At 69.6% G+C, this 24,930-nt stretch carries 21 protein-coding genes; 9 read left to right on the forward strand and 12 right to left on the reverse strand.

All coding sequences use genetic code 11. The features are described 5' to 3' along the window. Nucleotides 1-87 precede the first annotated feature (87 nt). Nucleotides 88-2,886: a DNA polymerase I gene (gene polA / locus AC1RCS_RS21330; protein ID WP_492245863.1), complete on the reverse strand. Its 2,799-nt coding sequence runs from the start codon at nucleotides 2,884-2,886 to the stop codon at nucleotides 88-90. A gap of 53 nt (nucleotides 2,887-2,939) precedes the next feature. Here polA and AC1RCS_RS21335 point away from each other — a divergent pair, with 53 nt between their 5' ends. From AC1RCS_RS21335 to AC1RCS_RS21350, 4 genes are all read left to right on the forward strand, one after another. Beyond that, on the forward strand, nucleotides 2,940-3,299 hold the full coding sequence (locus AC1RCS_RS21335) for a hypothetical protein (RefSeq protein ID WP_492245864.1): 360 nt from the start codon (nucleotides 2,940-2,942) through the stop codon (nucleotides 3,297-3,299). A gap of 106 nt (nucleotides 3,300-3,405) precedes the next feature. Beyond that, on the forward strand, nucleotides 3,406-4,356 hold the full coding sequence (locus AC1RCS_RS21340; RefSeq protein ID WP_492245865.1) for a homoserine kinase: 951 nt from the start codon (nucleotides 3,406-3,408) through the stop codon (nucleotides 4,354-4,356). 353 nt (nucleotides 4,357-4,709) lie between these two features. Next, nucleotides 4,710-5,558: a BPSS1780 family membrane protein gene (locus tag AC1RCS_RS21345; RefSeq protein WP_492245866.1), complete on the forward strand. Its 849-nt coding sequence runs from the start codon at nucleotides 4,710-4,712 to the stop codon at nucleotides 5,556-5,558. Then, nucleotides 5,512-6,333, forward strand: coding sequence for a FecR family protein (locus AC1RCS_RS21350; protein ID WP_492245867.1), 822 nt, complete (start codon nucleotides 5,512-5,514; stop codon nucleotides 6,331-6,333). Before AC1RCS_RS21345 ends, AC1RCS_RS21350 begins: the two co-directional genes overlap by 47 nt. Before the next feature lie 102 nt (nucleotides 6,334-6,435). Here AC1RCS_RS21350 and AC1RCS_RS21355 read toward each other — a convergent pair whose 3' ends face one another. Next, nucleotides 6,436-8,661 (reverse strand): PhoX family protein, encoded by a 2,226-nt coding sequence (locus AC1RCS_RS21355; protein ID WP_369643055.1) that lies wholly within the window; start codon nucleotides 8,659-8,661, stop codon nucleotides 6,436-6,438. A 311-nt stretch (nucleotides 8,662-8,972) separates the two neighbouring features. Between AC1RCS_RS21355 and AC1RCS_RS21360 the strand changes: the two genes are divergently transcribed. From AC1RCS_RS21360 to AC1RCS_RS21375, 4 genes are all read left to right on the forward strand, one after another. Then, nucleotides 8,973-10,193, forward strand: coding sequence for an imelysin family protein (locus AC1RCS_RS21360; RefSeq protein ID WP_218340041.1), 1,221 nt, complete (start codon nucleotides 8,973-8,975; stop codon nucleotides 10,191-10,193). 2 nt (nucleotides 10,194-10,195) lie between these two features. Beyond that, entirely contained in the window at nucleotides 10,196-11,686 is a 1,491-nt protein-coding gene (locus AC1RCS_RS21365; protein WP_492245868.1) for a di-heme oxidoreductase family protein, read from the forward strand. 80 nt (nucleotides 11,687-11,766) lie between these two features. Continuing rightward, the gene (locus AC1RCS_RS21370; RefSeq protein WP_492245869.1) at nucleotides 11,767-12,885 is read left to right on the forward strand and encodes an imelysin family protein; all 1,119 of its coding nucleotides are present in this window, start codon (nucleotides 11,767-11,769) and stop codon (nucleotides 12,883-12,885) included. After that, nucleotides 12,869-14,056: a DUF1513 domain-containing protein gene (locus tag AC1RCS_RS21375; RefSeq protein WP_492245870.1), complete on the forward strand. Its 1,188-nt coding sequence runs from the start codon at nucleotides 12,869-12,871 to the stop codon at nucleotides 14,054-14,056. Before AC1RCS_RS21370 ends, AC1RCS_RS21375 begins: the two co-directional genes overlap by 17 nt. A 51-nt stretch (nucleotides 14,057-14,107) precedes the next feature. Here AC1RCS_RS21375 and AC1RCS_RS21380 read toward each other — a convergent pair whose 3' ends face one another. Next, complete coding sequence (locus tag AC1RCS_RS21380; RefSeq protein WP_218295685.1) at nucleotides 14,108-15,019, reverse strand: AraC family transcriptional regulator; 912 nt, start codon at nucleotides 15,017-15,019, stop codon at nucleotides 14,108-14,110. 107 nt (nucleotides 15,020-15,126) lie between these two features. Between AC1RCS_RS21380 and AC1RCS_RS21385 the strand changes: the two genes are divergently transcribed. After that, entirely contained in the window at nucleotides 15,127-15,891 is a 765-nt protein-coding gene (locus tag AC1RCS_RS21385; protein ID WP_492245871.1) for an SDR family oxidoreductase, read from the forward strand. 46 nt (nucleotides 15,892-15,937) lie between these two features. On the opposite strand, the gene AC1RCS_RS21390 is transcribed toward AC1RCS_RS21385, so the two are convergent. The 9 genes from AC1RCS_RS21390 to AC1RCS_RS21430 form a co-directional block, all read right to left on the reverse strand. Further along, nucleotides 15,938-16,189 carry a zinc ribbon domain-containing protein gene (locus AC1RCS_RS21390; RefSeq protein ID WP_218295687.1) on the reverse strand — a complete coding sequence of 84 codons (252 nt, stop codon included), beginning with the start codon at nucleotides 16,187-16,189 and terminating at the stop codon, nucleotides 15,938-15,940. Nucleotides 16,190-16,192: 3 nt separating this feature from the next. Further along, nucleotides 16,193-16,915: an OmpA family protein gene (locus AC1RCS_RS21395; protein WP_218340037.1), complete on the reverse strand. Its 723-nt coding sequence runs from the start codon at nucleotides 16,913-16,915 to the stop codon at nucleotides 16,193-16,195. Then, on the reverse strand, nucleotides 16,915-17,514 hold the full coding sequence (locus tag AC1RCS_RS21400; protein WP_218340036.1) for a DUF4352 domain-containing protein: 600 nt from the start codon (nucleotides 17,512-17,514) through the stop codon (nucleotides 16,915-16,917). Before AC1RCS_RS21400 ends, AC1RCS_RS21395 begins: the two co-directional genes overlap by 1 nt. A gap of 98 nt (nucleotides 17,515-17,612) precedes the next feature. Further along, the gene (locus AC1RCS_RS21405) at nucleotides 17,613-18,038 is read right to left on the reverse strand and encodes a hypothetical protein (protein ID WP_492245872.1); all 426 of its coding nucleotides are present in this window, start codon (nucleotides 18,036-18,038) and stop codon (nucleotides 17,613-17,615) included. A gap of 17 nt (nucleotides 18,039-18,055) precedes the next feature. Next, nucleotides 18,056-18,862: an SEL1-like repeat protein gene (locus tag AC1RCS_RS21410; RefSeq protein ID WP_255594733.1), complete on the reverse strand. Its 807-nt coding sequence runs from the start codon at nucleotides 18,860-18,862 to the stop codon at nucleotides 18,056-18,058. Beyond that, a complete protein-coding gene (locus AC1RCS_RS21415) occupies nucleotides 18,859-20,019 on the reverse strand; it encodes a hypothetical protein (protein WP_492245873.1) in 1,161 nt (386 codons plus the stop codon). Before AC1RCS_RS21415 ends, AC1RCS_RS21410 begins: the two co-directional genes overlap by 4 nt. A gap of 71 nt (nucleotides 20,020-20,090) precedes the next feature. After that, nucleotides 20,091-20,549, reverse strand: a complete 459-nt coding sequence (locus tag AC1RCS_RS21420) for a hypothetical protein (protein ID WP_218295691.1) — start codon at nucleotides 20,547-20,549, stop codon at nucleotides 20,091-20,093. A gap of 64 nt (nucleotides 20,550-20,613) precedes the next feature. After that, the gene (locus AC1RCS_RS21425; RefSeq protein WP_492245874.1) at nucleotides 20,614-24,192 is read right to left on the reverse strand and encodes a beta strand repeat-containing protein; all 3,579 of its coding nucleotides are present in this window, start codon (nucleotides 24,190-24,192) and stop codon (nucleotides 20,614-20,616) included. Nucleotides 24,193-24,277: 85 nt separating this feature from the next. Next, nucleotides 24,278-24,637 (reverse strand): hypothetical protein, encoded by a 360-nt coding sequence (locus AC1RCS_RS21430; protein ID WP_218295692.1) that lies wholly within the window; start codon nucleotides 24,635-24,637, stop codon nucleotides 24,278-24,280. Nucleotides 24,638-24,930 lie beyond the last annotated feature (293 nt).

The raw sequence follows: 24,930 nt of genomic DNA on the forward strand, positions 1-24,930 counted from the left end.
ATTTGATAGCTGCCAGCGATTGCTGGATGAGCGCCGGGGCAAAAATACCGAAATTTCTGCCTCCCCGCGTCGGTTCTCTCCTGGGCCTCAGTGGGCCTTGTCCCAATTCGCCCCCACCCCCACCTCGGCCAGCAGCGGCACCTTCAGCGCAGCCACCTCCGCCATCAGGCGCGGGATGTGGCTCTTGAGCCAGTCCACCTCGCCCTCGGGCAGCTCGAACACCAGTTCGTCGTGCACCTGCATGATCATCTGGATGCTGGGCTTGTGCGCGTCCAGTTCCTTCTGTACGGCCACCATGGCCAGCTTGATCAAATCCGCCGCAGTGCCCTGCATGGGCGCGTTGATGGCCGCGCGCTCGGCGCCTGCGCGGCGGGGGCCGTTGGGGGAGTTGATCTCGGGCAGGTACAGGCGACGGCCAAACACGGTTTCGACATAGCCCATGGACTTGGCGGCGGCCTTGGTGTCGTCCATGTACTGCTTCACGCCGGGGTAGCGCTGGAAGTATTTGTCGATGTAGGCGGCTGCGGCCTTGGTTTCTATCCCTAAGTTCTTGGCCAGGCCGAAGCTGCTCATGCCGTAGATCAGGCCGAAGTTGATGACCTTGGCGTAGCGGCGCTGTTCGCTGCTGACCTGCTCCACCTCGACGCCAAACACCTCGGCCGCCGTGGCGCGGTGCACGTCCAGGCCCGCGTGGAAGGCGTGCAGCAGCGAGTGGTCGCCGCTGAGGTGCGCCATGATGCGCAGCTCGATCTGCGAGTAGTCGGCGCTGGCGATCACGCGGCCTGCGGGCGCCACGAAGGCCTCGCGCACGCGGCGGCCTTCGGGAGTGCGGATGGGGATGTTCTGCAGGTTGGGGTCGTTGCTCGACAGGCGGCCCGTCACCGCCACGGCCTGCGCGTAGTGGGTGTGCACGCGGCCCGTTCGCGGCAGCGCCAGCTGGGCCAGCTTGTCGGTGTAGGTGCCTTTGAGCTTGCTCAAGGATCGGTGCTCCAGCAGCTTGGCGGGCAGGGGGTAGTCCTCGGCCAGTTTTTCCAGCACCTCTTCGTCGGTGCTGCGCGCGCCGGTGGCGGTTTTCTTGACCACGGGCATGCCCAGCTTGTCGAAGAAGATTTCGCCCAGTTGCTTGGGGCTGCTGAGGTTGAAGGGCTGGCCTGCGATCTCGTAGGCCTCGGTTTCGAGCTGCAGGATGCGCTGGCCCAGCTCGTGGCTCTGCGTGGCCAGGGTGGGCGCATCGATCAGCACGCCGTTGCGCTCGATGCGGTACAGCGCCTCGCTGCTCTGCATCTCCAGCTCGTAGATGAAGCGCAGCTTGTCGTCCGCCTGCAGCAGCGGCCACAGCGCGTTGTGCACGTCCAGGGTCTGGTCCGAGTCTTCACACGAGTAGGCGGCAGCCTTGTCCACGGGCACCTGGGCAAACGGGATCTGGTGCGCGCCCTTGCCGCACAGGTCTTCATACGTGATGCCCTTGCGGCCGGTGTGGCGCTCGGCCAGGCTGGTCAGGTTGTGGGGCTTGTGCACTTCGAGCACGTAGCTTTGCAGCATGGTGTCGTGTGCGTAGCCCTGCACCTCGATGCCGTGGTTGGCGAACACATGGCGGTCGTACTTGATGTGCTGGCCCAGCTTGTGGTGCCTGGCGTTCTCCAGCCAGGGCTTGAGGCGGGCCAGCACCTCGTCCATCGGCAGCTGCGCGGGTGCGTCGGGGCCTTCATGCCGCAGCGGTATGTAGGCGGCCTCGCCGGGCTGCACACTGAAGGAAATGCCCACGATCTGCGCACGCATCTCGTCGAGCGAATCGGTTTCAGTGTCGATCGCCGCCAGCGGGGCCTTGTGCAGGCGTTCCAGCCACTGGTCAAAGTCGGCCCAGTTGAGGATGGTGTCGTACACCACGGTGCGGTGCTGGGCTTCTTCGGCCACGGTGCTGGCCGAGTGGTCGGCAAACAGATCACCACTTTGACCGGGCATGGCAACGGTGGGAGCTGTGGTGGCGGGGGCCGCTGCGCCCTTGATCGCGCTGGCCAGGCCCTTGAAGCCATACTTTTCGTAAAACGGCAGCAAGCCGGTGTTGTCTGGCGCGTCCAGCGTGATGTCGTCAAACGCAGGCAGACCGGGGATGTAGTCGGCCAGCGCGCAATCGGTCTTCATGGTGACAAGCTGACGGCTCAATGCCAGCTGACCGCTGGCAATCGCCTCGCGCAGATTGTTGCCCGCCGCGCCCTTGATGGCGTCGGCGTTGGCAATCAAGCTGTCGAGCGAGCCATATTCTTCAAGCCACTTGGCGGCGGTCTTGGGCCCTACCTTGGCAACGCCGGGCACGTTGTCCACGGTGTCGCCCACCAGCGCCTGGTAGTCCACCATCAGCGCAGGCGGCACGCCAAACTCTGCCGTCACGCCCGCCACATCGCGGCGCTTTCCGCTCATGGTGTCGATGATGGTGATGTGCTCGTTGACCAGTTGGCTCAAATCTTTGTCGCCGCTCGACACGATGACCTCAATGCCCTGTGCGGCCGCCACGTTGGCCAAGGTAGCGATCACGTCGTCGGCCTCCACGCCAGGCACGGCCACCACCTTCCAGCCCAGCAGGTCCACCACCTCGTGGATGGGCTCGATCTGGCTGCGCAGGTCGTCTGGCATGGGCGAGCGCGTGGCCTTGTATTCGGTGTAAAGGGCATCGCGGAAGGTGGGGCCCGAGGCGTCGAACACGCACACGGCATAGTCGGCCGTCACCTCCTTGCGCAGGGCCTGCATCATGTTGATCATGCCCCGGATGGCGCCCGTGGCGGCACTGGTCGGGTCGCCCGGCACGGCCCGCAGGTCGGGCATGGCGTGGAAGGCGCGGTAGAGGTAGCTGGAACCGTCCACCAGCACCAGGGTCTTTTTGTTGCTCATGCGGCAATTGTGCACGGCCGAGCCCCGCCCAGCCCGCGCCCTACAATCGCCCCATGCGCGCTCTTCACCTCCTTTTGCTGCTGGGCATTGCCTCCGGCACCGCCCTGGCCCAGAGTTCAAGCCCAAATGCCCCCCAGGGCACGGCAGACACGCGCGAGGCGCTCTCAAACCAGGAGCAACCTGCAGGCCGTTCCAACCAGCGCACCGAGCGCATCCATGTCGAAGACGCGGGCAACCGCGTGGATGAGCTGCGCGTGGGCGGCCAGACCCAGATCATTTCCGTGCAGCCCAAGACCGGCAACCTGCCCGGCTATGAAGTGCAGTCGCCCGACGGCGCCCGCAGCCGCGCGGGCAGCAACAGCGGCGCGGAGACCACCACCGCCCCGCGCGTCTGGAACGTGCTGAAGTTCTGAGGCCCCTGCGGCGCCGGGCAGCGCCACCGCGCTGCCCCCCATGAAGCCGCTGCACGCCCTGCCCTTTTGCTGTCAGTTTTTCATTTCTTTGTAACCCCCCTGAGCGATGGCCGTCTTTACCGAAGTCTCCAACACCGAGGCGCGCGAGCTGCTGCGCCGTTTGCAACTGGGTGAGCTGGTGGAGCTGCGCGGCATCGAGGGTGGCATCGAGAACACCAACTACTTTCTCACCAGCGACCAGGGCGAGTTCGTGCTGACGCTGTTCGAGCGCCTCACCGCCGCGCAGCTGCCGTTCTACCTGTACCTGATGAAGCACCTGGCGCACGGTGGCGTGCCCGTGCCCGATCCGCGCGCCGACCAGGACGGCGACATCCTGCACACCGTGTGTGGCAAGCCCGCCGCCGTGGTGAACAAGCTGCGCGGCAAGAGCCAGCTGGCGCCGCAGGCCGCGCATTGCGCCGCCGTGGGCACGATGCTCGCCCGCATGCACCTGGCGGGCCGCGACTTCGACCGCCATCAGCCCAACCTGCGCGGCCTGCCCTGGTGGAACGAAACGGTGCCGGTGGTGTTGCCGCACGTCGGCGCAACCCAGGCCGCCCTGCTGCGCGCCGAACTGGCCTACCAGAACCATGTGGCCGCCGGCGCCGCCTACGCGGCCCTGCCGCGCGGCCCCGTGCACGCCGACCTGTTCCGCGACAACGTGATGTTCGAGGGCGAAGAGCTCACCGGCTTCTTCGACTTCTACTTCGCGGGCGTGGACACCTGGCTGTTCGACCTGGCCGTGTGCCTGAACGACTGGTGCATCGACCTCGCCACGGGCCAGCACGATGCCGGGCGCGCCACCCGCATGCTCGACGCCTACCAGGCCGTGCGCCCGCTCACGGCGGCCGAGCGCGAACTGCTGCCCGCCATGCTGCGCGCGGGCGCCCTGCGGTTCTGGATCTCGCGCCTGTGGGACTTCCACCTGCCGCGCGAAGCCTCGATGCTGACGCCCCACGACCCCACGCACTTCGAGCGGGTGCTGCGCGCCCGCATTGCGCAGCCCGTGCACGCCTGAGATGAAGCCCCTGGAGCCGCCCGTGGGGCCCGCCCCCACCACGGGGATGTCGCGCTCGCGGCGGCGCGGCCCGTGCGGCATGTTCCGCGCCGGCACCGACCCCGCCGCAGGGGCCACGGCGGACGCGGAGCGCCCTGGATCACCGGAGCACGAAGACGCGAAGCGCCTTTCTTGACCGGCCCGGCGGAAAATCCGCGTTCAGGCCCTCGCGGCAGGGGGGATCCCTTGCACCGCGGCCGGAATGGGCCGCTGGGGTAAATTCCAAGCTATGCATTGCACTGCCAGCGGAAGCATCTCGGCTGCCAGCAGTGCCCGGGCGCAGGCCCCACCCTCTTTTCTCCTCCTAAGCATCCATGAAACTCCACATCGTCCCCGCCCGCACCGGCATGGCCTGGGTCAAGCTCGGCATCCGGACGTTCTGGCGGCAACCCATGGCGCTGGCGGCGCTGTTCTTCATGACCATGGCGTCCATGTCGCTGGCCACGCTGATTCCGCTGGTGGGCCCGGCCATCGCGCTGGTGCTGCTGCCCTCGGCCACGCTGGCCATGATGGTGGCCTCGGCGGAAGCCACGCAGGGGCGGTTTCCCACCCCCGCCGTGCTGCTGGTGGCGTTTCGCACCGGCCAGCAGCGGCTGCGCGACATGCTGGTGCTCGGCGCCCTCTATGCGGCGGGCTTCCTGGCGGTGATGGGCCTGTCGGCGCTGCTGGACGGCGGCCAGTTCGCGCGGGTGTACCTGGGCGGCGCCGCCCTGACCAAGGAAGTGGCGGAAGACCCCGCCTTCCAGGGCGCCATGTGGCTGTCCATGATGCTGTACCTGCCGCTGTCGCTGCTGTTCTGGCATGCCCCGGGGCTCGTGCACTGGCACGGCGTGCCGCCGGTCAAGGCGCTGTTCTTCAGCATCGTGGCCTGCGTGCGCAACTTTGGCGCGTTCCTGGTCTACGGGCTGGGCTGGCTGGGCGTGTTCCTGCTGGGGGGCGTGGTGGTCACGCTGGCGTCCGCGCTGCTGGCGGCGGCGGGGCTGGCCGGATCGACCGCGGGCGGCATCATGGTGGGGGCCGCGATGGTGATGGCGGCCATGTTCTTCACGTCGGTGATTTTCACCTTCCGCGACTGCTTCGAGCCCCCGTCCCATCCCGCCTCCGAGGCACCACCCCATGACGACGCACTGCCCCCACCCGCACCAGCTCCTGGGCCGCACTGAGGACGAGCTGGCCTGGTACCAGCGGCGCGGCCTGCTGCAGGCCGCAGCGCTGTGGATGGCCACGGGCGGCTGGGTGGCCGCGCACGCCCAGTCGCGCAGCAACATCGTGGAGCTGCGCGGCCAGGTGCTGCGCAACGGCGAGGCGCTGACCCCGCAGCACAGCATCGCCGCGGGAGACCGCCTTGAAACCGGGCCCGGCGCCACCGTGGTCTTTGCGGTGGGCGACGGCGCCTTCCTGGTGCGCCAGAACTCGCGCGTGGCGCTGGAGGGCGAGACGCCCACCGCCGTCAGGGTACTGCGCCTGGTCAGCGGCGCCGTGGCCAGCGTGTGGGGCCGGGGCGCGGAGCGCCAGGTGATCCTGCCCACCGCCACCGCCGGCATCCGGGGCACGGGGGTGTACGCCGAGGTCTTCGCCGATCAGGACAACCGGGGCTACTTCTGCAATTGCTACGGCACGGTGGACCTGGCGGCGGGCACCGAAAGCCTGGTCAGCGAGGCGTCATACCACCAGTCGTTCTGGGTCGAGAGCGCGCCGCGCAATGGCCGCCTGCTCACCCCGGCCGGCGCCATCAACCACACCGACGAGGAACTGGAGTTCCTGGCCAGCCTCATCCACCAGCGCACGGCCTGGCAGATCGCCGGGCGCAAGGGCACCAAGGACGGCAGCGGGCAGATGGGCTACACCGCGACGCCCGGCGCGGGCGGCACACCCGCCGCCACGCCGGCACGCCCCTCGCCCCCCGCCCCGCCGCCGCCCCCGGGTTCGGACTACTGAGCCCCTGCCCCCAAAACAAAAAGGCCGGCCCCCCTGGGCCGGCCTGCAAGCAACCAATCCATCAAGGAAGGTGAGAGGCCCATTCCCTCTCACCCCGCCCCGTCAGGTGCCCACGTTGCCGCCGTCGTTCTTCGTGATCACGATGGTGGCCGAGCGAGGGCGCTTGCCCGCGCCGTAGCCGGCGTTGGCGGGCCACTGGCTCTGGAACTTGGCGGGGTCGCCCAGGTTGGCCATGCCGGTGGACTCGCCCGGGTGCTGGATGTTCACGAAGATCGTCTTGCCGTCGGGCGTTTCGGCCAGGCCCGTGATCTCGCAGCCCTTGGGGCCGACCAGGAAGCGCTTGAGCGTGTCGGCCGTGGCGGCCTTGCCCACGGGCGAGACGATGTCGAACTTGCTGCCATCCGCCTTGGTGTAGGTCAGCGTCTTCTTGCCGCCGTCGCCCACCTGGCCGGGCACCGCCGCCAGCATCATGCAGTTGCTCGCATCGGTGTAGGCGCCGTCATCGGTCTGGATCCAGCAGATGCCCGTGGCCTTGCTGAAGGCCAGGCCGTCGGGGCTGGAGAAGTCCTGGTCGTCCGTCAGGGCCGAGATGTTGATCAGCGTCTTGTCGGCACTGGCTTCCGCGCCGAACAGGTACACGTCCCAGGTGAAGGCCGACACGGACGCACCTTCCTTCAGGCGCACCATGTGGCCGTTGGGGTTGCCTTCCTGCTTGGTCGTGCCCTTCATGTCGGTGTAGGCGCGGGGGTTGGCCGCGTCGGGCAGGTACTGGCCGCTGCCAGGGTTGGCGCTGCGGGCGCTGTTGTTGGTCAGTGTGAAGTACACCTCGCCGTTGGCGGGGTTCACGGCGTTCCACTCGGGGCGGTCCATCTTCGTGGCACCCACGGCGTCGGCGGCCAGGCGGGTGTTGATGACGATGTCGGCCGCGTCGGCGAACTTGTAGGTGGCATAGCCGCTGATGGCGGTGTTGGTGAGCGACAGCTCCACCCAGCCGCCGGTGCCGTCGGCGTTGAACTTGGCGGCGTACAGCTTGCCGCTGTCCAGGTACTTGTCGCCGATGGCCAGGCGGTCGCTGGCGTTGGCGTCGGCCGGGTTCCACGTGGCGGTGGACACGAACTTGTAGATGTACTCGCCGCGCGAGTCGTCGCCCATGTAGATGGACAGCGGCTGGCCGGCCACCACCTTGCCGAAGGCCGCGCTCTCGTGCGCGAAGCGGCCCAGGCCGGTGCGCTTCTTGGCCATGCGGGTCTTGTCGTAGGCGTCGATCTCGACGATGTAGCCCATGCCGTTCATCTCGTTGCGGTAGTCGTCCGTGCCGTCCACCGACGTGCCGGTCTTGCTGTTGTTCCAGCGCTGGTACTTGTCGTCGGTGCCGCCGCTTTCCCAGCCGTGGCGCGATGCGGCGCCCTGGTTGCGGCCATAGCGCTTGAGGGCCGTCACGCTCTTGTCGTTGCCGCGCGCGGCATCGTCGGCGGCGCCACGCGTGAAGTAGCCGAACCAGTTTTCCTCACCGGTCAGGAAGGTGCCCCAGGGCGTCTTGCCCGTGCCGCAATTGTTCAGCGTGCCGCGCGTGGTGGTGCCGGTGGGCGAGAACTTGGTGAACAGCTGCGCGCTGCCGCGGGCCGGGCCCGAGATCTCGATGGGGCTGAGCGACGTGAGGCGGAAATTCAGCGCGGAGTTCTGCGCGTAGGCCCACTTGCCACCGGACTTGGCCACTTCGATCACGGCGATGCCGTGGATGGCCGTTTCCTTGTCGATTTCCGCCGCGGGGCGGGGCAAGGTGGTGGTGCCGCCATTGGCGTGCAGGAAGTACGAAGACAGCTTCTCGTCGGTGGTGGCTTCGTGGTTGATGGCCAGCAGGCCGCGCTCGGTGGCGTTGTCGCTGCGCTTGCCGTCGGCGCCCAGGCCGAACCATTCCATGCCGTCATGGTGGTCGCCGGCGCGCTTGTCGAAGTCGCCGTCGGTGCCGTCGTTCTTGTACGCGGACACGCCCGCCGCAATGGGGTCGCCCAGCGCGAAGATCACGCTGGCGGTGTAGCCCGCGGGCACGGCCACCACGTCGGCCAGGCTCTTGGACACGGCGCCGAAGCCCAGCAGCTTGGGGCCGGCGGGGGGAGGCGTCACCACGGGGTCGTCGCTGCCGCCACAGGCACTCACGCCGAACCCGGCCAGCACGGTGGTGCCGACGGAGCCCACGCCGCCGCGCAGCAGGCCACGGCGCGACAGGCGGGCGCCCAGCACCGCGTCGAACGTGGGGTTGGCGGAGGTGTTGGCGTTTTCGTTGTTGAAGTCGATGGCCTGCTCGGGCGTATCCACGCGGTGGGTCATGGGGGTTCCTCGGGTTGTTGGTTACAAAACCCCTGGAGCGTAGAAACCGCGGGTGACATCCCCGTGAAGGTTTTGCGTCGGTTTGATGACAGGCGTTCCCGGCCAGGACCCAGGGAATTCGGCAAATACGAATCACTACCATTTGTATAATCCCTTCTCACTCCCGCCCACCCAGCCAGTCGTCTGTGCCCACGCTCGCGCGCAGGCCCCTTCCAGCCAGTGCGGCCCCGCCATCCACACCCATCCTTCGCGGTGCCGCCACCGGCCCATGGCCCGTGCGGCAGCCCGCGTGATTCCCTGGAGACCACTGCATGACATTCCCCTCCCTGAAGACGTCCCTGCTGGGGGCTGCGTTTTTCGCGGGTAGCTTCGCCTGCGCCTACAGCACCGGCGCTGCCGCCCAGACGGCACCGGCGGCGGCCCCGCAGGCCCAGGCGAAACAGGCAGTGACGGCCCAGGCCGTGGCGGCGCACTACGCGCAGCTGGTGCATGCCAACTACAGCGACACCCTGGCCAGCGCGCAGGCATTGCGCGAGGCCGTGCAGGCCTTCACCGCCAAGCCCTCGGCCGAGACCCTGGCAGACGCCCGCAAGAAGTGGCTGGCCGCGCGCGAGTTCTACGGCCAGACCGAGGCCTTCCGCTTCTACGGCGGGCCCATCGACAACGACAACGGACCTGAGGGCCGCATCAACGCCTGGCCCATGGACGAATCGTTCGTCGACAGCGTCCAGGGCAAGCCCAATGCGGGCCTGGTGAACAACCGCAAGTTCGTCATCAGCAAGAAGAACCTGTCTGCGCAGAACGAGCGCGGCGGCGAGGAGAACATCGCCACCGGCTGGCATGCCATCGAGTTCTTCCTGTGGGGCCAGGACCTGTCCGAGACCGGCCCGGGCGACCGCAGCTTCGAAGACTTCGTGGACGGCAAGGCCCCCAACGCCGACCGCCGCCGCCAGTACCTGACCGTGGTGACCGACCTGCTCATCGACGACCTCAACTCGCTGGTGAAGGCCTGGGCGCCCGACGCCAGGAACAACTACCGCGCCCGCTTCGCGCGCGGCGGCCAGGAGTCCGTGCGCAAGATGCTGGTGGGCCTGGGCTCGCTCTCGCGCGGCGAGCTGGCCGGCGAACGCCTGGAAGTGGCCCTGAACAGCCAGGACCAGGAAGACGAGCACTCGTGCTTCTCGGACAACACCCACCGCGACGCGGTGACCAACGCCAAGGGCATCCAGAACGTGTGGCTGGGCGAGTACCAGCGCGCCGACGGCAGCGTGGTCAAGGGCGCATCGCTGCGCGACCTGGTGGCCGCCAAGGACGCGGCGCTGGCCGACAAGACCACGAAGCAGATCGCGGCCTCGGTGGCTGCCGCCGAAGGCATCCAGGCACCGTTCGACCGCGAGATCATCGGCGGCAAGGACGCACCGGGCCGCCAGCGCATCCAGAAGACCATCGACAGCCTCACGCAGCAAAGCAAGGACCTCGTCGCCGCGGCCAACGCGATCGGCATCACCAAGCTGACCCTGGTCCAGCCCTGAGCATGAAGCCTGCGCAAGCCATTGCCCGCCGGCGCACCGTGCGCCTGGCGGCAGCCAGCACCGCCATCGTCGCACTCGCAAGCTTCGGCGGCTTGGGCCTGCAGTCGTTGACGGCGGCGCCCCAGCCCGACCCGCTGGGCGAAAAAACCGGCGGCGAGACCACGGTGTTCGCCACCGGGCGCAACGCCTTCTCGTTCCCGGCCGCCAACCTGACCGATGAGGAGCGCACGCGCTTCGTCATCGGCAACTCGTTCTTCCGCCGCAACTGGGTGGAGGCGCCCGCCTCCACCAAGGCGCGCGACGGCCTCGGCCCGCACTTCATCGCGCGCTCGTGCGGCGGCTGCCACGTGCAGGACGGCCGGGGCGAGCCGCCAGCGATCTTCAACCGCCTGGGCGAAACGAAGGACCCCACGGTGGCCCTGCTGATCCGCCTGTCCATACCCGGCACCGACGTGCACGGCGGGCCGGTGCACGACCCGGTGTACGGCGACCAGTTCAACAACGCGGCCATCCAGGGCGTCAAGCCCGAAGGCCGCGTGACCCTGCGCTACGACACCATCAAGGGCAAGTTTGCCGACGGCACGCCCTACACGCTGCAAAAGCCCATCTACGGCTTTGCCGACCTGGGCTACGGCCCCCTGCACAAGGACGTGATGACGAGCCCGCGCATCGCGCCACAGATCATCGGCGTGGGCCTGCTCGAAGCCATCGCCGAGGCCGACATCCTGGCCAACGCCGCCGATCAGGCCGCCGCCCCCGGCCCCATCAAGGGCGTGCCCAACAAGGTGTGGGACGGGCCCGCCGGCCGCATGATGGTCGGGCGCTTCGGCTGGAAGGCCAACGTGGCCACCATCGCGCACCAGACGGGCGGCGCCTTCCTGGGCGACATGGGCATCACCTCGCGCCACTTCGCGCAAGAGGCCTGCACGCCCACGCAGAAGGACTGCCTGGCCGCCCCGAGCGGCAAGAGCGGTGGCGACCAAGGCCAGCCCGGCGTGGAGATCGACGACAAGACCCTGGCCGACGTGATCTTCTACCAGGCCACGCTCGCCCCGCCCGCGCGCCGCAACATCAACGATGCACAGGTGCTGCGCGGCCAGGCGCTGTTTGCGCAGGCCCAGTGCGCCACCTGCCACCGGCCGAGCTACGTCACCAAGGAGGGGCCCTTCCCCCAGCTGACGAGCAAGGCACTGAACGGCCAGCGCATTGCGCCCTACACCGACCTGCTGCTGCACGACATGGGCGAGCGCCTGGCCGACGGCCGGCCCGACTTTGGCGCCAACGGCCGCCAGTGGAAGACCCCGGCGCTGTGGGGCACGGGCCTGATCAAGGACGTGAACGGCCACACCCGCCTGCTGCACGACGGCCGTGCGCGCGGCGTGCTCGAAGCCGTGCTGTGGCATGGCGGCGAGGCCGAGGAGGCCAAGAACCAGGTGCTCAGGATGAAGAAAGCCGACCGGGATGCGCTCGTGAAATTCGTGGAGTCGTTATGAGAATTTACCCCCACACTTCCCACTCCGTGTGGTCGCTGCCCCCTGAGGGGGCCGCGTTTTCATCTTGGGGCGGCCCGGCAATGAAAACATCCCTCCTTGCAGCCGCCCTGCTGCTGGCCACCCTGCCCCCTCTCACAGCGCAGGCACAGTCTGCGGCGCCCACTGCACCCGCCATCCCAGCCTGGCAGCGCAACGCCGTGCCGTTCTACGACACGGTGCACGCCCTGCAAGGGATCTACGGCCACTGGGCCCTGCCACGCGCACAGGACTTCGACCGCGATGCCCGCGCCCTGGTGCCCGCCGTGGCGGCGCTGTGCCAGGCGCCGGCGGCAGACGGCAAGGCCGCGCTCGACTCCGCACGCACTGCCTGGCAGGCCACGGCCCGCGCGTGGGAGCAGCTCGCCGCCGTGCCCGTCGGCCCCGTCATCGCACGCCGCAGCCAGCGCGCCATCGACTTCACGCCCACGCGCCCCGCGCTGATCGACAAAGCCATCGCTGCCCAGCCTCAGGGCGCCAAGGCCTTCGAGCGCATCGGCACGCCCGCCAAGGGCCTGCCCGCGCTGGAATGGCTGCTGTGGACGCGCCCTGCCCAGCCCGGCAGCCCCGCCTGCGGCTACGCGCACGAAGTGGCGCAGGATGTGGCGCGGGAATCGGCCGCACTGGCCAAGGCCTATGCCGATGCGGCGGCCACCGACTGGGGCGCCGAGGACGAGCAGGAGGCGTCCACCCAGGCCATCGGCGAATTCGTGAACCAGTGGGTGGGTGGCATCGAGCGCCTGCGCTGGGCACAGATGGACAAGCCGCTGCGCGCCGCTGGATCGGGATCCGGCGCCCGCACGCCCGACTACCCCCGCACCGCCAGCGGCACCACGCTGGCGGCCTGGGCGGCCACCTGGAGCGGCCTGCGCAGCCTGACCACCCTGCCCGCCAATGCCGACATCCCCGCCGCCGGCGAGGCGCTGGTGCCGCTCGAGATGTACCTGCGCGGCAAGGGCCTGAACCCGCTGGCCGACAAGCTGCGCCAGGCCACCGGCAAGGTCGATGCGTCGATGGCCCAGGTGCAGAAGTCCGGCCTGCAGAACAAGGCGGCCATCCAGCAGGCTGCCAGGGACCTGGCGGCGCTGAAATTCCTGGCCGAGTCCGAAGTGGCGCCCGCGCTGCAGGTGAGCATTGGATTCTCTGATGCAGACGGCGACTGATCTTCTGCACCGCCGGCACGCGCTGACCCTGCTGGGGGGCCTCGGTGCCTGCGTGATTGCGCCAGGAGCTGTCTTCGCCAAAACCGGTGACCGCGTGCACCTGGCTGCCGCATGGGAACACCAGGGCAGCTTCCACATCGGCGTGCTATCCACGCAGGAGGGTGCCGGGCAGGCGCTGCAGGTCCACGCGTCGCTGGAAGTGCCCACGCGCGCCCACGGCCTGTGCGTGCTGCCTGACGGCTCCGTGCTGGCCACCGCCCGCCGGCCCGGCGACTGGCTGGTGCGCTGGCAGCCGGACAAAGACAGCGAGCCCCAGTGGCTCTGGCAAGACGGCGAGCGCTCCTTCAACGGCCACGTGCTCGCCAGCGCCGATGGCCAGCGGCTGTACACCACCGAGACCGTCGCCGAGACCGGCGCGAGCTTGATCGTGGCGCGCGACGCCCACACGCTCGTGAAAACCGCCGAATGGCCTACCCACGGCATCGACGCGCATGAATTGCTCTGGGACACGCAGGGCGGCAAGAGCAAGGGCCAAGGCAGCGCCGCCCCCACGCTGATCGTCGCCAACGGCGGCGTGCCCACCGCGCCAGAAACAGGCCGCGTCAAGCGCGACCTGGGCACCATGGACTCATCGCTCGTGCGGCTCGACGCCCGCACGGGCCGGCTGCTGGGCCAATGGCGCCTGCAGGACCCCCGCCTGAGCCTGCGCCACCTGGCATGGAGCCCCGATGGAACCACGCTGGGCATCGCGCTGCAGGCCGAGCACGACGACGCAGCCGCCAAGGACGCCGCCCCGGTGCTGGCCCTGTTCGACGGCACGGCGCTGCGCGTGGTGGCTGCACCCCAGGCCATCGCCCAGGGCATCCACGGCTACGGCGGCAGCATGGCCGCCACGCCCGCCGGCTGGGCCGTGAGCTGCCCCCGCGCCCACGGCATTGCCACGTTTTCATTGCAGGGCGAGTGGCAGGGCCTGGTGCCCCTGCCCGAGGCCTGCCCCCTGGCGGTGCAAGGCGGCGCGCTGTGGGCAGGCGGCCTGGGCGCCAGCCTGCAGGGCGCGCAGGCCGCCGCGCCCCTGCGCCACCCGCATGGCCGGGGCTTGCAGGATGTGCGGCTGGACAACCACTGGGTGCTGGCGCAGAAAATTGGAGTGAAAAGTGCCCCCAGCGCTTGATGGACAAGCGCAACCAGCTATACAAAACATAGCAACCAACCCGCAAGCCTGCTACTGCTGCTGGCGCGCGTAGCGGCCGGGCGCCAGCCCGACATGGCGGCTGAACGCCGTGCTGAACGTGCTGGCCGAGCTGTAGCCCACGCGTTCCGCGACCTCATGAAGCCCCACGCCGCCACCGCTGCGCAGCAGGTTCTTGGCCAGCGCCATGCGCCAGGCGAGCAGGTATTCCATGGGCGGCACCCCCACGGCGCGCAGGAAGCGCTCGAAAAAAGTGGACCGTGACAACGCCGCCTCCCGGGCCAGCGCGTCCACCGTCCATGACCGCTCCGGGGCGCTGTGCATCAGGCGCAGGCCCACCGCCACGCGGGCGTCCGCCAGCCCACGCAGCAGCCCGGGGGGCGCACCATCGCGGTTGCTCGATCGCAGGGCCTCGATCAGCAGCACCTCCACCAGGCGGTCCAGCACCAGTTCACGGCCCGGCAGCGCGGCCAGGCACTCTTGCCGCACCAGTTGCACCAGGGTCGGCAGCCGCTCCACGCCGCGCACGTGCAGCATGTCCGGCAGCAGCGACACCAGCAACGCGGCGTCGGGGGAGTCGAACTCGAAGTAGCCGCCCAGCATGCGCATGTCCGGCGGGCCGTCGGGCGTGCCATGACGCAGCCCATGCTCGCCGTCTGGCGCGGGCATGCGGTGGGGGTCCATGAACACCGGCGCCGCCGGTTGCTCCATGCCCGACAAGGTGAACCCCGGTGTCGCCGGCAGAAGCACGAAGTCGCCCGCTTCCAGCGCCACGGGCTCTTGCCCCGCGAGGGCGAGCACGCACTGTCCCTCCAGCATGGTGCAAAAGCTCGGGCTGCCGAACTCGCCATAGCGCACGGCCCAGGGCCCCGCGCCGCTGATCAGCTTGGAGAACACGGCGCGCGGCCGCAGCAGAGCGATGACCTGCGCGAGGGGATCGACCACGGTCGGACTCCTGCAAAAGAAAATCAGACTTTAGATTGTAGTTAATCCGGCTCCGGCCCGATATCGTTGCACCACGTTCCATCGCAACCCATCCACGGAGTTTCACCATGAAGACCATCCTGATCACCGGCTGCTCGTCCGGCTACGGCCTTGCCACCGCCCGCCACTTCCACGCCCAGGGCTGGAACGTGATCGCCAGCATGCGCACCCCGCGCACCGACCTGCTGCAGCCATCGGACCGCCTGCGCATCCTGCCGCTGGACGTGACCCGGTCCGACAGCATCGCCCAGGCGCTGCAGGCCGCAGGCCCCATCGACGTGCTGGTGAACAACGCGGGCCTGGGCCTGTTCGGCGCCTTCGAGGCCACGCCCATGGCCACGGTGCGCGACATCTTCGACACCAACACCTTCGGCACCATGGCGGTGACCCAGGCCGTGCTGCCGCAGATGCGCGACCGGCGCGCGGGCCTGGTGGTCAACGTCACGTCCAGCGCCACCCTGGCACCCATGCCGCTCGTGGCCGCCTACACCGCCAGCAAGACCGCCATCGAGGGGTTCACCGCCTCGCTGGCCTTCGAGCTGGAGGCCTTTGGCGTCCGCGTGAAACTCGTGGAGCCCGGCTATGCGCCCACCACGCAGTTCACCGCCAATGGCGCCGAGCGCATGCAGGGGCTGATCCCGCCCGCCTATGCGCCCTGCGCCCAGTCCGTCTTCGCCGCCCTGGGCCAGCCCGCGGCCGTGACGACCGAGCAGGATGTGGCCGAGGCCGTGTGGGCGGCGGTGAACGATGCGTCAGCGCGGCTGCGCTATGCGGCGGGCGCGGATGCGGTGGCGCTGGCGGGCGCCCATGGCGCAGGCACCTTGGCGCATTGATGCGCTCTGTGGACTCGCAAGCGCGAACCCTCCGGGACGCGCAAGGTCACCGCCCGGTGAACATGAAATACGCCAGCACGCACACCGCCAGCGCCACGATGAGCCTGGCAATCCAGGGGGTGACCAGCCACGCGCCCAGGGCCAAGGCCACACGGCCCCACACATGCGGCGACTGCAGCGCGTTTTGGGGTTCCGCGGGCGAAGCGCCCTGGGCCTGCAGGGGGTAGCCGCAGGACGGGCAGGCGGGCGCCTTCGACGAGACTTCACGCCCGCATTCCGGGCAACGCACAAGGGCCATGGTCTACCTGCCTTCCCGGGACGGCACGCCGATGAGGATCTGGACGCGCCGGTTGAGCTGCCGGCCCTGCGGGTCGTCCCGGCCGTCCGGCGTGGTGTTGGGCGCCACGGGCTGGCGCTTGCCCTGGCCCTGCACAGCGGCCTGCCGGCCCGTCTGGCGGTGCAGTGCACGCGCCACGGCCTCGGCGCGGCGCAGCGACAGGCTGTCGTTGTAGGCGTCGGTGCCTTTGCCATCGGTGTGGCCCACCACCGTGAGCGGCGCCGCCGCATAGCTCTTGATGAGTTCCGCCGCCTTGTCCAGCGAGGACGCCGCGTCCGCGCGCAGGTCGGATTTGTCGAAATCGAACAGCACGTCCGCCGGCAGGTCGATGGAGATGGCCTGCTCGGGCGTGGGCCGGGCCTTGAGCTCCGCCAGCAGGGCGCGCGTCTGCTCCAGCCGCTCCCTGGGCACCTCGGCCTCGCGCAGGATCGTTTGCGGCCCTGCGCTGCGCTGCAGCGTGGTGTCCTGCCGCCGTCCCACCAGCCCGCCCGCGGGCTCCTGCGCGCGCAGCGTGGTCGATGGCGCGCCCGATGCGGGCACCAGCCGCGTGGGCACGGCGCCCAGCGCCCGGCCGCTGCGCACGACCTCCAGCGCATGTGCCGGCCCGCAAGCCGCCAGCGCTACCAGCAGGGCGCAGGCCGGCGCGACGGCGTGCGCCCCGGCGGCCGCCAAGCCCGGATGCCGCATCAGCCGCCCTGCAGCGGCAGGTCGACGACCAGCCCCGGCGCCACGATGTTGTCGCCCTGGTTGCCATCGTTGAACACGAGCTTGAGCTTGCGCGCCGACGGCGCCACGGCGCCCATGAACACGAGCTGGCCGTCCAGCGTCTCGCCCTCGCGGATGGTGATGTCACGGTTGTTGTCGGGCCGCTTGATGTGCAGGCGGGCACCGCTCTCATCCTGCAGGTAGGTGTCGGCCAGGGCCAGCATGGTGGTGTCGGTGATGCGGTTGGCGAACGAGATGCTCACGTCGAGCACCGTCGCGTCCGCGCCGATCTCGACCGCCTTGACGCGCACCGTGACGCCCGCGGCGGCCACGCCCTGGATGGACATGGGGACCTTCTTGGGCGTGGCGGCGGCTGGCGCGGCCGCCGGTGCCGGTGCTGGCGCTGCCTGGGTTGCAGGTGCAGTGGGTGCGGGGCCCGCGGCGGGCACGGGCGCGGTCGCCGCAGCCACCTGCGGCTCGGGCGCGCGCTCCTTGCACGCTGCCAGCACAACGGCGGCAGCGGCCACGGCCAGGGCCGCCCCCCTGCGCGATGGCGTCCACACGGGAGTCGTTGAATTCATGGTGTCTGGTGCTCCTGGTTCATCAATCACTGTCCATGGTGGTTGCCGTGGCGCGGTTTGCGAGGTGGCCTGCGGAACGGCGGGTCGGGCGCCACGCATCAGCGAATGCGGATGCTGTTGGTCTGGCCCGCCGCCCCCCCTGCCTTCGGGGGCTGCGGGCAATCGCCGGTGCGCACGTCATTCGCATTGCGGCCCTGCACGATGACCGTGCGGCCCTCCAGGCGCGCGCCCGATACGTCCACGCTGTTGACGGAGGCCGAGCCATCCGCGGCGCAACGTGTGCCGGACGCGGTATTGCCCGAGACCTCGATGCGGTTGCCCGCGCCCGCGCCGCTGGCAGCGCTGGTGGCAGGCTGCACTGGCGCGGCAGGCCGTGGCACGGGGTTCGCGCGGCCCTGGCGAGGCGGGTCCAGCGGCCCGGCGCGCTCGGGCCCGATGGGCCCCACGGGCCCCACCGGGCCTGCGGCCCGGACCGTGGCACACGCCAGCAGCAACAGCAGCGCGAACAATGATGTGCCGTTCATGGTGGGAAAACCTCGCATCAGGGCGGTGCCTTTCCGGGCGTTCCAGGCAAGCTGCCGCCAGGCACCGCAGCCGGAGCCGGCGCACCCGAGGCCGGGCGGGGCACGGCCGACATGCCCGGCAGGACGGAACCCGGCCGAACGGCCCCCGCCGCCGCGGGCCGCGGGTCACCGCCTTTGTCGGAGCCCTCCCCCGCGGCCTGGCGCTGGATGCGCGCCTCCAGTTCCGATGCGAAGCGCTCGGCCAGGGCCACTTCTTCCACGGCCATTTCCGCGCCCAGTTCGTTGATCACCGACACCACATTGCGGTGGGTGCCGGTGTCGGGCTGGCTCATGCGCTCCAGCAGGCGTGCATAGCCCAGGGCCCGCACGTTGTCCTTGGGGACGCCCTGGCCCTTGCGGTTCATCTCCGTCAGGCGCTGCATCGCGCGCGGATCGCCGCGCACGGCGGCCAGCAGGTACCAGCGGTAGGCCTGGCCCATGTCGCCCAGGCCGGACCGGGGGTTCTGGTACGCATCGCCCACGAACGAAAGCAGCTGCGGGTTCTGCGTGTTCAGGGCTTCGCGCTTCAGGCGCTCGAGCTCGTTGCGGTAGATCGGCCCCTGGCAGCCCAGCTCGGCCACGCCGCGCTCCAGCGCCTCGTTGCACGCTTCGAGGAAACGCGCACCCGCCGTGGCCCCGGGGGCCGCCGCCTGCTGTGCCGGCGTGGGCGCGGGTGCAGGCGCCGGCGGAGCGGCCGGCGGCAGCTGCGCGAAGGCGGGCGCATGCAGGGCAGCCCCCACCACCCAGGGCGCGCAGCGGTAGAACATGCGGGCGCCACGCATCATGTGCCAGCCTTCGTGCCCGCCGGGGCGCCGCCGGGCGCTGGCGCCGCACCGGCCAACGCGGGTGCCTGCGCCGTGTCCCAGGCCATGGGCACACCAAAGAACAGGGGCTCAAAACCCTGCCAGGTCATCACGTCCACGGCGCCCAGGGAGGGGTACCGCTGCGCATACACCTTCTCCAGCGCCTGCCGGGTCTCGTCGTCGTATTTCTGCGTCACCTGCAGCGGCTCGCCGTACTTGCGCAGCGTCACCTGGATCAGCCCCAGCTTGAGCTCGGGCGTCAGCCCGTTGTAGGCCGCGCGCATGTTCTCCACCACCACGGGGTCCGGCGTGCCGTTGGGAATGCAGCGCCAGTACGGCGTGTTGGTGGCCTTGCCGATCAGCTCCAGCACACTCAGGTCCACCAGCGTGCGGATGGCCGAATGGCGCCCCTGCAGGTACTTGCCTTCCAGCTTGAAGCCGAAGGCATCGCCGTAAAAGCCCAGGCTGGCGTTGTCCTCGGAGCTGAAGTTGAGCACCTTGACCACGTTGGAGGCCTGCACCTGGGGCACCATCTGCTGCGTGGAGAAACTCACGAGGTTCAGGTCCAGCGCCAGTGCCGAATAAATGGCCGTGCGCTTGATGTCGCCTCCCAGCGTGGTCTTGCCGTTGCCCTTGCCGAACTCGATGCCCGCCGAATTCACGCGCCCCGCGCCCGCGATGGCACGGTCGAACTCCGTGAGCGCCCCCGTGATCAGGAAGTCCGGCATGGTCACGCCAAACTTGGCGCCCAGCTGGGCCTGCGACACCAGGTAGTCCGGGTGGTAGGGCACATAGACCACGCGCGCACCGATGCGGTTGACGGCCGTGCGCACCATCTCGGTGATGTCGCCGGGAATCTCCGCCCCCACGAGCGGGCTGGAGAGGTTGGTGGCATCCAGGATGCTGCGCGTCTGCATGTAGATGACGGGATCGCCTTCCTTGTAGACATCGAGCATGCGCCCGAAGCGGCCGAGCGCCAGCGCGTAGGGGCTCAGGTTGGTGACCGGCAGCAGCTTGTCGGCCTCGCGCTCCTGCAGCAGCGTATTGGCGTCCTTGAGGGCGTTTTCCGTGGATGCACAGCCAGCGAGCGTGGCCACTGCCAGCGCCAGCGCTCCCCATCGCAATGTTCTTTTCGTCATGGTTCTTTGTTGTGGTGGTGGTATCAAAAGCCCCGCTCTCCCGGGGCTGCAAGGCAGAAGGCCCGCGGCCGTCAGCGGCCGGAATTGAGGACGGTGATGTTTTCCACGCCCTTGCCTTCCACGTACAGCGTCACGTTGCCGTTCACGTTGCCCTGGATCACGGGGCTGGCGATGCGCAGCGTGCCGTCGGGCGCGCGCTGCACATCGGAATACGTGGAACGGATCACGATGTTCTTTTGCCCGTCGGGCAGCTTCAGCGTGCCGTCGGGCTGCACCAGCGCGCTCTGGTCCACCAGCGTGTTCTGCGAGATGGCGCGGTTCACGCGGGCCTTGGCACTCACCGACGGATAGACCCCGTCGTTGAGCCGCACACCGCTTTGCGCCATGTCCTTGTAGGCACCCAGCTGTTCGCCGTAGTTCACCAGCTGGGCCTGCGCGCCGGCGCCCATCAGCGCCAGTGCCCCTGCCCCGCACCAAAGGCCCAGGGCGCGAAGCGTGCGCCGATGGGAGTTTTCGTCCAGATTTTTCATTGCGACTCCTTCATCCACTGAAAACCAAAAACGCGCCGCTGCGCACCCGCCAGGCAGCGCCGCCCTACATGCTGAGCAGGTTCACGGCCGGCAGCACCGTGACGGACTGGTTCACCACGCCCGTTGAGGGGATGGCGTACGTGTAGCCGGGATTGGCGGCAAACGGGGTGTTGCCCGCCACGCCGACCACGCCGGTGATGGCCCCGCCCACATTGCGCACGCTGCCAGAGGTCATGCCCGCCGCGGCCGCCGACATGTTTCCGACGATGGTCACCGCGCCCGTGATCACCCCCTGGTTGACCACCGAGTTGGACACGCCGCCCACGGCCGCATGGCCCTGGTTGCCGGCGATCACGACCGTGCCCGCCATCACGCCGTGGTTCACCAGCGAGTTGACCGTGCCGCCCAGCGTGGCGCTGCCCCGGTTGCCCGCGATCAGCACCCGGCCCGAGAGCTGGCCCCGGTTGTCCACGCTGTTGACGGTGCCGCCGCCCGTGGCATTGCCCTGGTTGCCGGTCACCACGACCTGCGCGCCCGCCATGCTGCCGCTGTTGTTCACACCGTTGACAAGGCCGCCGCCGCTGGCCCGGCCCGTGTTGCCCGCGATCAGGATCTGGCTGCCCTTGATGGAGCCCGATCCCGTGACGCTGTTGACCTTGCTGCTGGCACCCTGCGCACTGGCCTGGTTGCCCAGGATGGTGATGCTCGACGCCGTGATGCTCCCCCCGCCGCGCACGCTGTTGGCCAGCCCGCCGCTGGCCGACCCCGCGTTGCCGATGATGGTGATCTGGCTGCCCGAGATGCGGCCATCGCCCACCACGCTGTTGATCGCCCCGCCATCCCGCGCCGAGCCCTGGTTGCCCAGGATGGTGATGCTGCCGCCCTGCAGCGTGCCCGCGATGTCCACGCTGTTGGCCACCCCCTGCTCGCCCGAGCCCTGGTTGGCGGTCACGGTGACCGACGAGCCGGCCACGCGCCCACGGCCCTGCGTGCGCACGCTGTTGGCCAGCCCGTCCCGGCCGGCGGCGCGGGCGCTGCCCTGGTTGGCCACCACCTGCACCGCGCTGCCCTGCAGCGTCCCGTCGGCCTGCACGCTGTTGGCCAGCGCCGTGCTGCCCTGCTCGGCCTGGGTGGACACCGCCGTGTTGGCGGCCACCAGCGCCTGGACCCCGTCCACACGGCCACCGGAGCCCTGCGAAAAACTGTTGGCCGCCGCCAGGCCCTCGGTGGCGAACACACGCCCCGCCGTGTTGCCCATCAGCTGCAGGCTGGCCGCGCGCATGTCCCCCAGCACCTGGATGGCGTTGGCATTGGCCTGCCCCACGCCCCTGCCAAACGCGGCAAAGCCGCCCACCGTGCCCTCGCGCCCTTCGCTGCGCACGTCGGCCGCCGTGTTGCCCGCGAGCGTCAGCGCGCTGGCCTCCACGCGGCCCTGGGCGTTGACCGACAGCGCATTGGCGTTGATGCGGCCACCGTCAGCGTTCAGCTGCCGGGCCGTATTGCCCACCACCTGCAGGGTGCTGCGGGCCAGCGCCGTGGCGCCCGAGCCATCCATGTACAGCCCGTTGGCCGCCAGCACGCCATTGGACTTGGTGCCCACGCCCAGTGCCTGCGCGCCACTGCCGGCGGCGCGGATGTCCTCGCCCGTGTTGCCCGCGATGACCACCGGGCTGCCCTGCACCCGCGCGCCACGGTAGGCCGCCAGCGCATTGACCAGGGCGGTGCCTCCGGGCGCGTGCACGCCGCGCGCGGAGTTCCCGGCGATCAGCCAGGGCGAGGATGCATCCACCAGCGCATCGTCGTGCAGCACCAGGGCATTGGCGGCGGCCCGCGCACGGCTCTCGCGCCCGGCCAGCCCCCCCGCGCCGGAGACCGAATCCGCCGCGGTGCTCATGTCGCTGGCCGTGTTGCCGCTCAGCACACCCGCCGCCGACAGGCGCGAGGGCGCGCCCGCGCCGTTTTCCAATGCAATGCTGTTGGCCAGCAGCGCGCCTCCGCGTGCCGTCAGCCGCGATGCGGTGTTGCCCGCCAGCGTCAGCGTCTGCGCATCAAGCTGCGACCCCGTGACCGCCAGCGTGTTCGCCAGCGCGGCCGACTGCTGGCTGGCCGAAAACAGAAGCCCCCCGCCCGCCTGCGCCGCATAGCCGGTGGACCGCACCCCGTCGGCGCTGTTGCCCGCCAGGGTCAGGGCGGTGTCCTGCACGCGGCCCTCGCTCACCATCAGCGTGTTGGCCGCGGCCAACCCGCCCGAGCCCGTGATGGACTGGCCGTGGTTCCCGCTGACGGTGACGGCGGCGCGCTCCAGCGTGGACTGGTGGTCCGCCACCACGGTGTTGGCCAGTGCGCGGCCGTTGCGCTCCAGGGCGCCGACGAGGCCACCCCCAATGGTGCCCGAGCCTGCGGCCGTGCGCACCTGGTCGGCCACGTTGCCCGCCAGCAGCACGGTGCCAGCCCGCACGGTCGCGTTGTCCAGCCACAGGCTGTTGGCCGCCGCCCCGCCCCCGGTCGCGACCACATCGCGCGCCTGGTTGCCACTGAGGCGGTGCACGGGCCCCTCGGCCAGTTCGCCCCGGGTCACGGAGATGGTGTTGGCCAGGGCCGAGGCGGACACCCGCACGTCGGCCAGCGCCCCGCCGAGAATGGATCCTTCACCGCCCCAGGCCTGCACGTTGCGTGCGGTATTGCCCGAAACGCCCGCCTGGTAGCCCGCCGAACCGGCGAGCTTGTGGTCGGAAAAGCTGATGCTGTTGGCCAGGGCGCTGCCGCCCGTCGCGATGACCTGGGCCGCTTCATTGCCCGCCAGGACCAGTTGCGCGCCCTTGAGCTCGCTCGACGCCAGGGTGACCGCGTTGGCCGCCGCCACCCCCGTCAGATCCACCTGGGCAATGGTGCCGCGCCCCACGCCGGCGCTGCCGCCGCCTGCGCGCACGTCCTGCGCGCGGTTGCCGGTGTGCAGGATGCGGGTGTCCTCCAGGGTGGACCGGGCCGCGGTGAGCGCATTGGCGAGCGCCGATCCGCCGATGGAGGTGACGCCACGGGCCTCGTTGCCGACCAGCGCCACCTCGGAATTGCGCACGTCGGTCGCATCCAGCAGCACGCTGTTGGCCGTGGCGCGGCCGGGCATCTGCAGCGAACCGGTGCCCAGCAGCACCTCGGACTTGGCGCCGAAGGCCGCGACGTCGGCCGCGCGGTTGCCCTGCACGATCAGGCGGCTCGCCGTGAGCTGCTTCGTACCCGTGGCGCTGGCCGCCAGCACCATGTTGGCGGTGGCGGCACCGCCCAGGGCATGCACGAAGCCCGTTACCTGGTTGCCCAGCACCTGCACCTGGGACTGGCGCACATCCATCGCTGCCAGGCCGATGCCGTTGGCCTGCGCGGTGCCCGCCAGGTCCACGCGCATGCCGACATTGGCCAGGGCGGAGCCCTTGCCGCCGGTGGAGATCACCGGTCCCGTGGAGCGGTTGCCGAGCACCTGGATCTGGCTGCCCGCGTCCACCTGCGTGCCGGCACTGTTTTTGTGCCAGCCCACCCCGGCGAGCATGGACTCCTGCGCCTGACCGCGCAGCGGCGCCAGGGCCACGGAAAGACCGAGCAGCCAGAGCGCCGCGGCTTCATGGCGTTGCGTCTTGCGCGTTGTGTGCACTCACAGCCCCTTTTCTGGATGGACAGGATGGTCGGACGGCTTGCGGTCCGGCCGGCGGCTGCCGGACGGACCCGCGGCACGCCGGTCAGTTGATGTTGACGCTGTTCACGTTGGCCGTGCCGCCGATGGCCTTGATGTCGGTGGCTTCGTTGCCGCTCACGGTGATGTCCGAGTTGCGGATCTTGGAGCCGGTGATGTTGACGCTGTTGACGTTGGCCACGCCTTCCATCGAGATCTCGGCCACCTTGATGCCGGCCTTGCCGCCGCCAGCGATGACGTTGGTGGCCTTGTTGTTGGTGACGGTGATGCGGCTGTTGGTCACTTCGGAGCCGGCGGAGCCCTTGCCCGAGATCAGGCCAGGAATCGCGACGTTGCCGCTCTGGGCGAAAGCTGCGCTGCAGGTAAATGCGAGTGCTGCGACGGTGGTAATGGCAAGTTTGCGCATATCAATAATCCTTCGAAGGGTTGAAATTAATTGACGAAGCAGCCGCTTGCGGCCTGCGAACGAATTCTTGAGGCGCGCACCCGTCCACACCGTAAAGAAATGTAGGCCCGGCCCGGGCTGGCATTTTCCGAGTTATCCACAGGTCGTACCTCCCAGGATCCGCGCTATGAGCCGCCCGGGGTTTTGGCATGTAGGACAAGCACTTACTCCGCCAGCGGGTGCATTCCCACATTTGAACGATGCCGCCGTACTTCCATAATCCACTGTAAAAACAAACAAGTCTTTACACTTCA

The sequence above is a fragment of the Acidovorax sp. GW823-FHT01C06 genome (assembly GCF_058798375.1).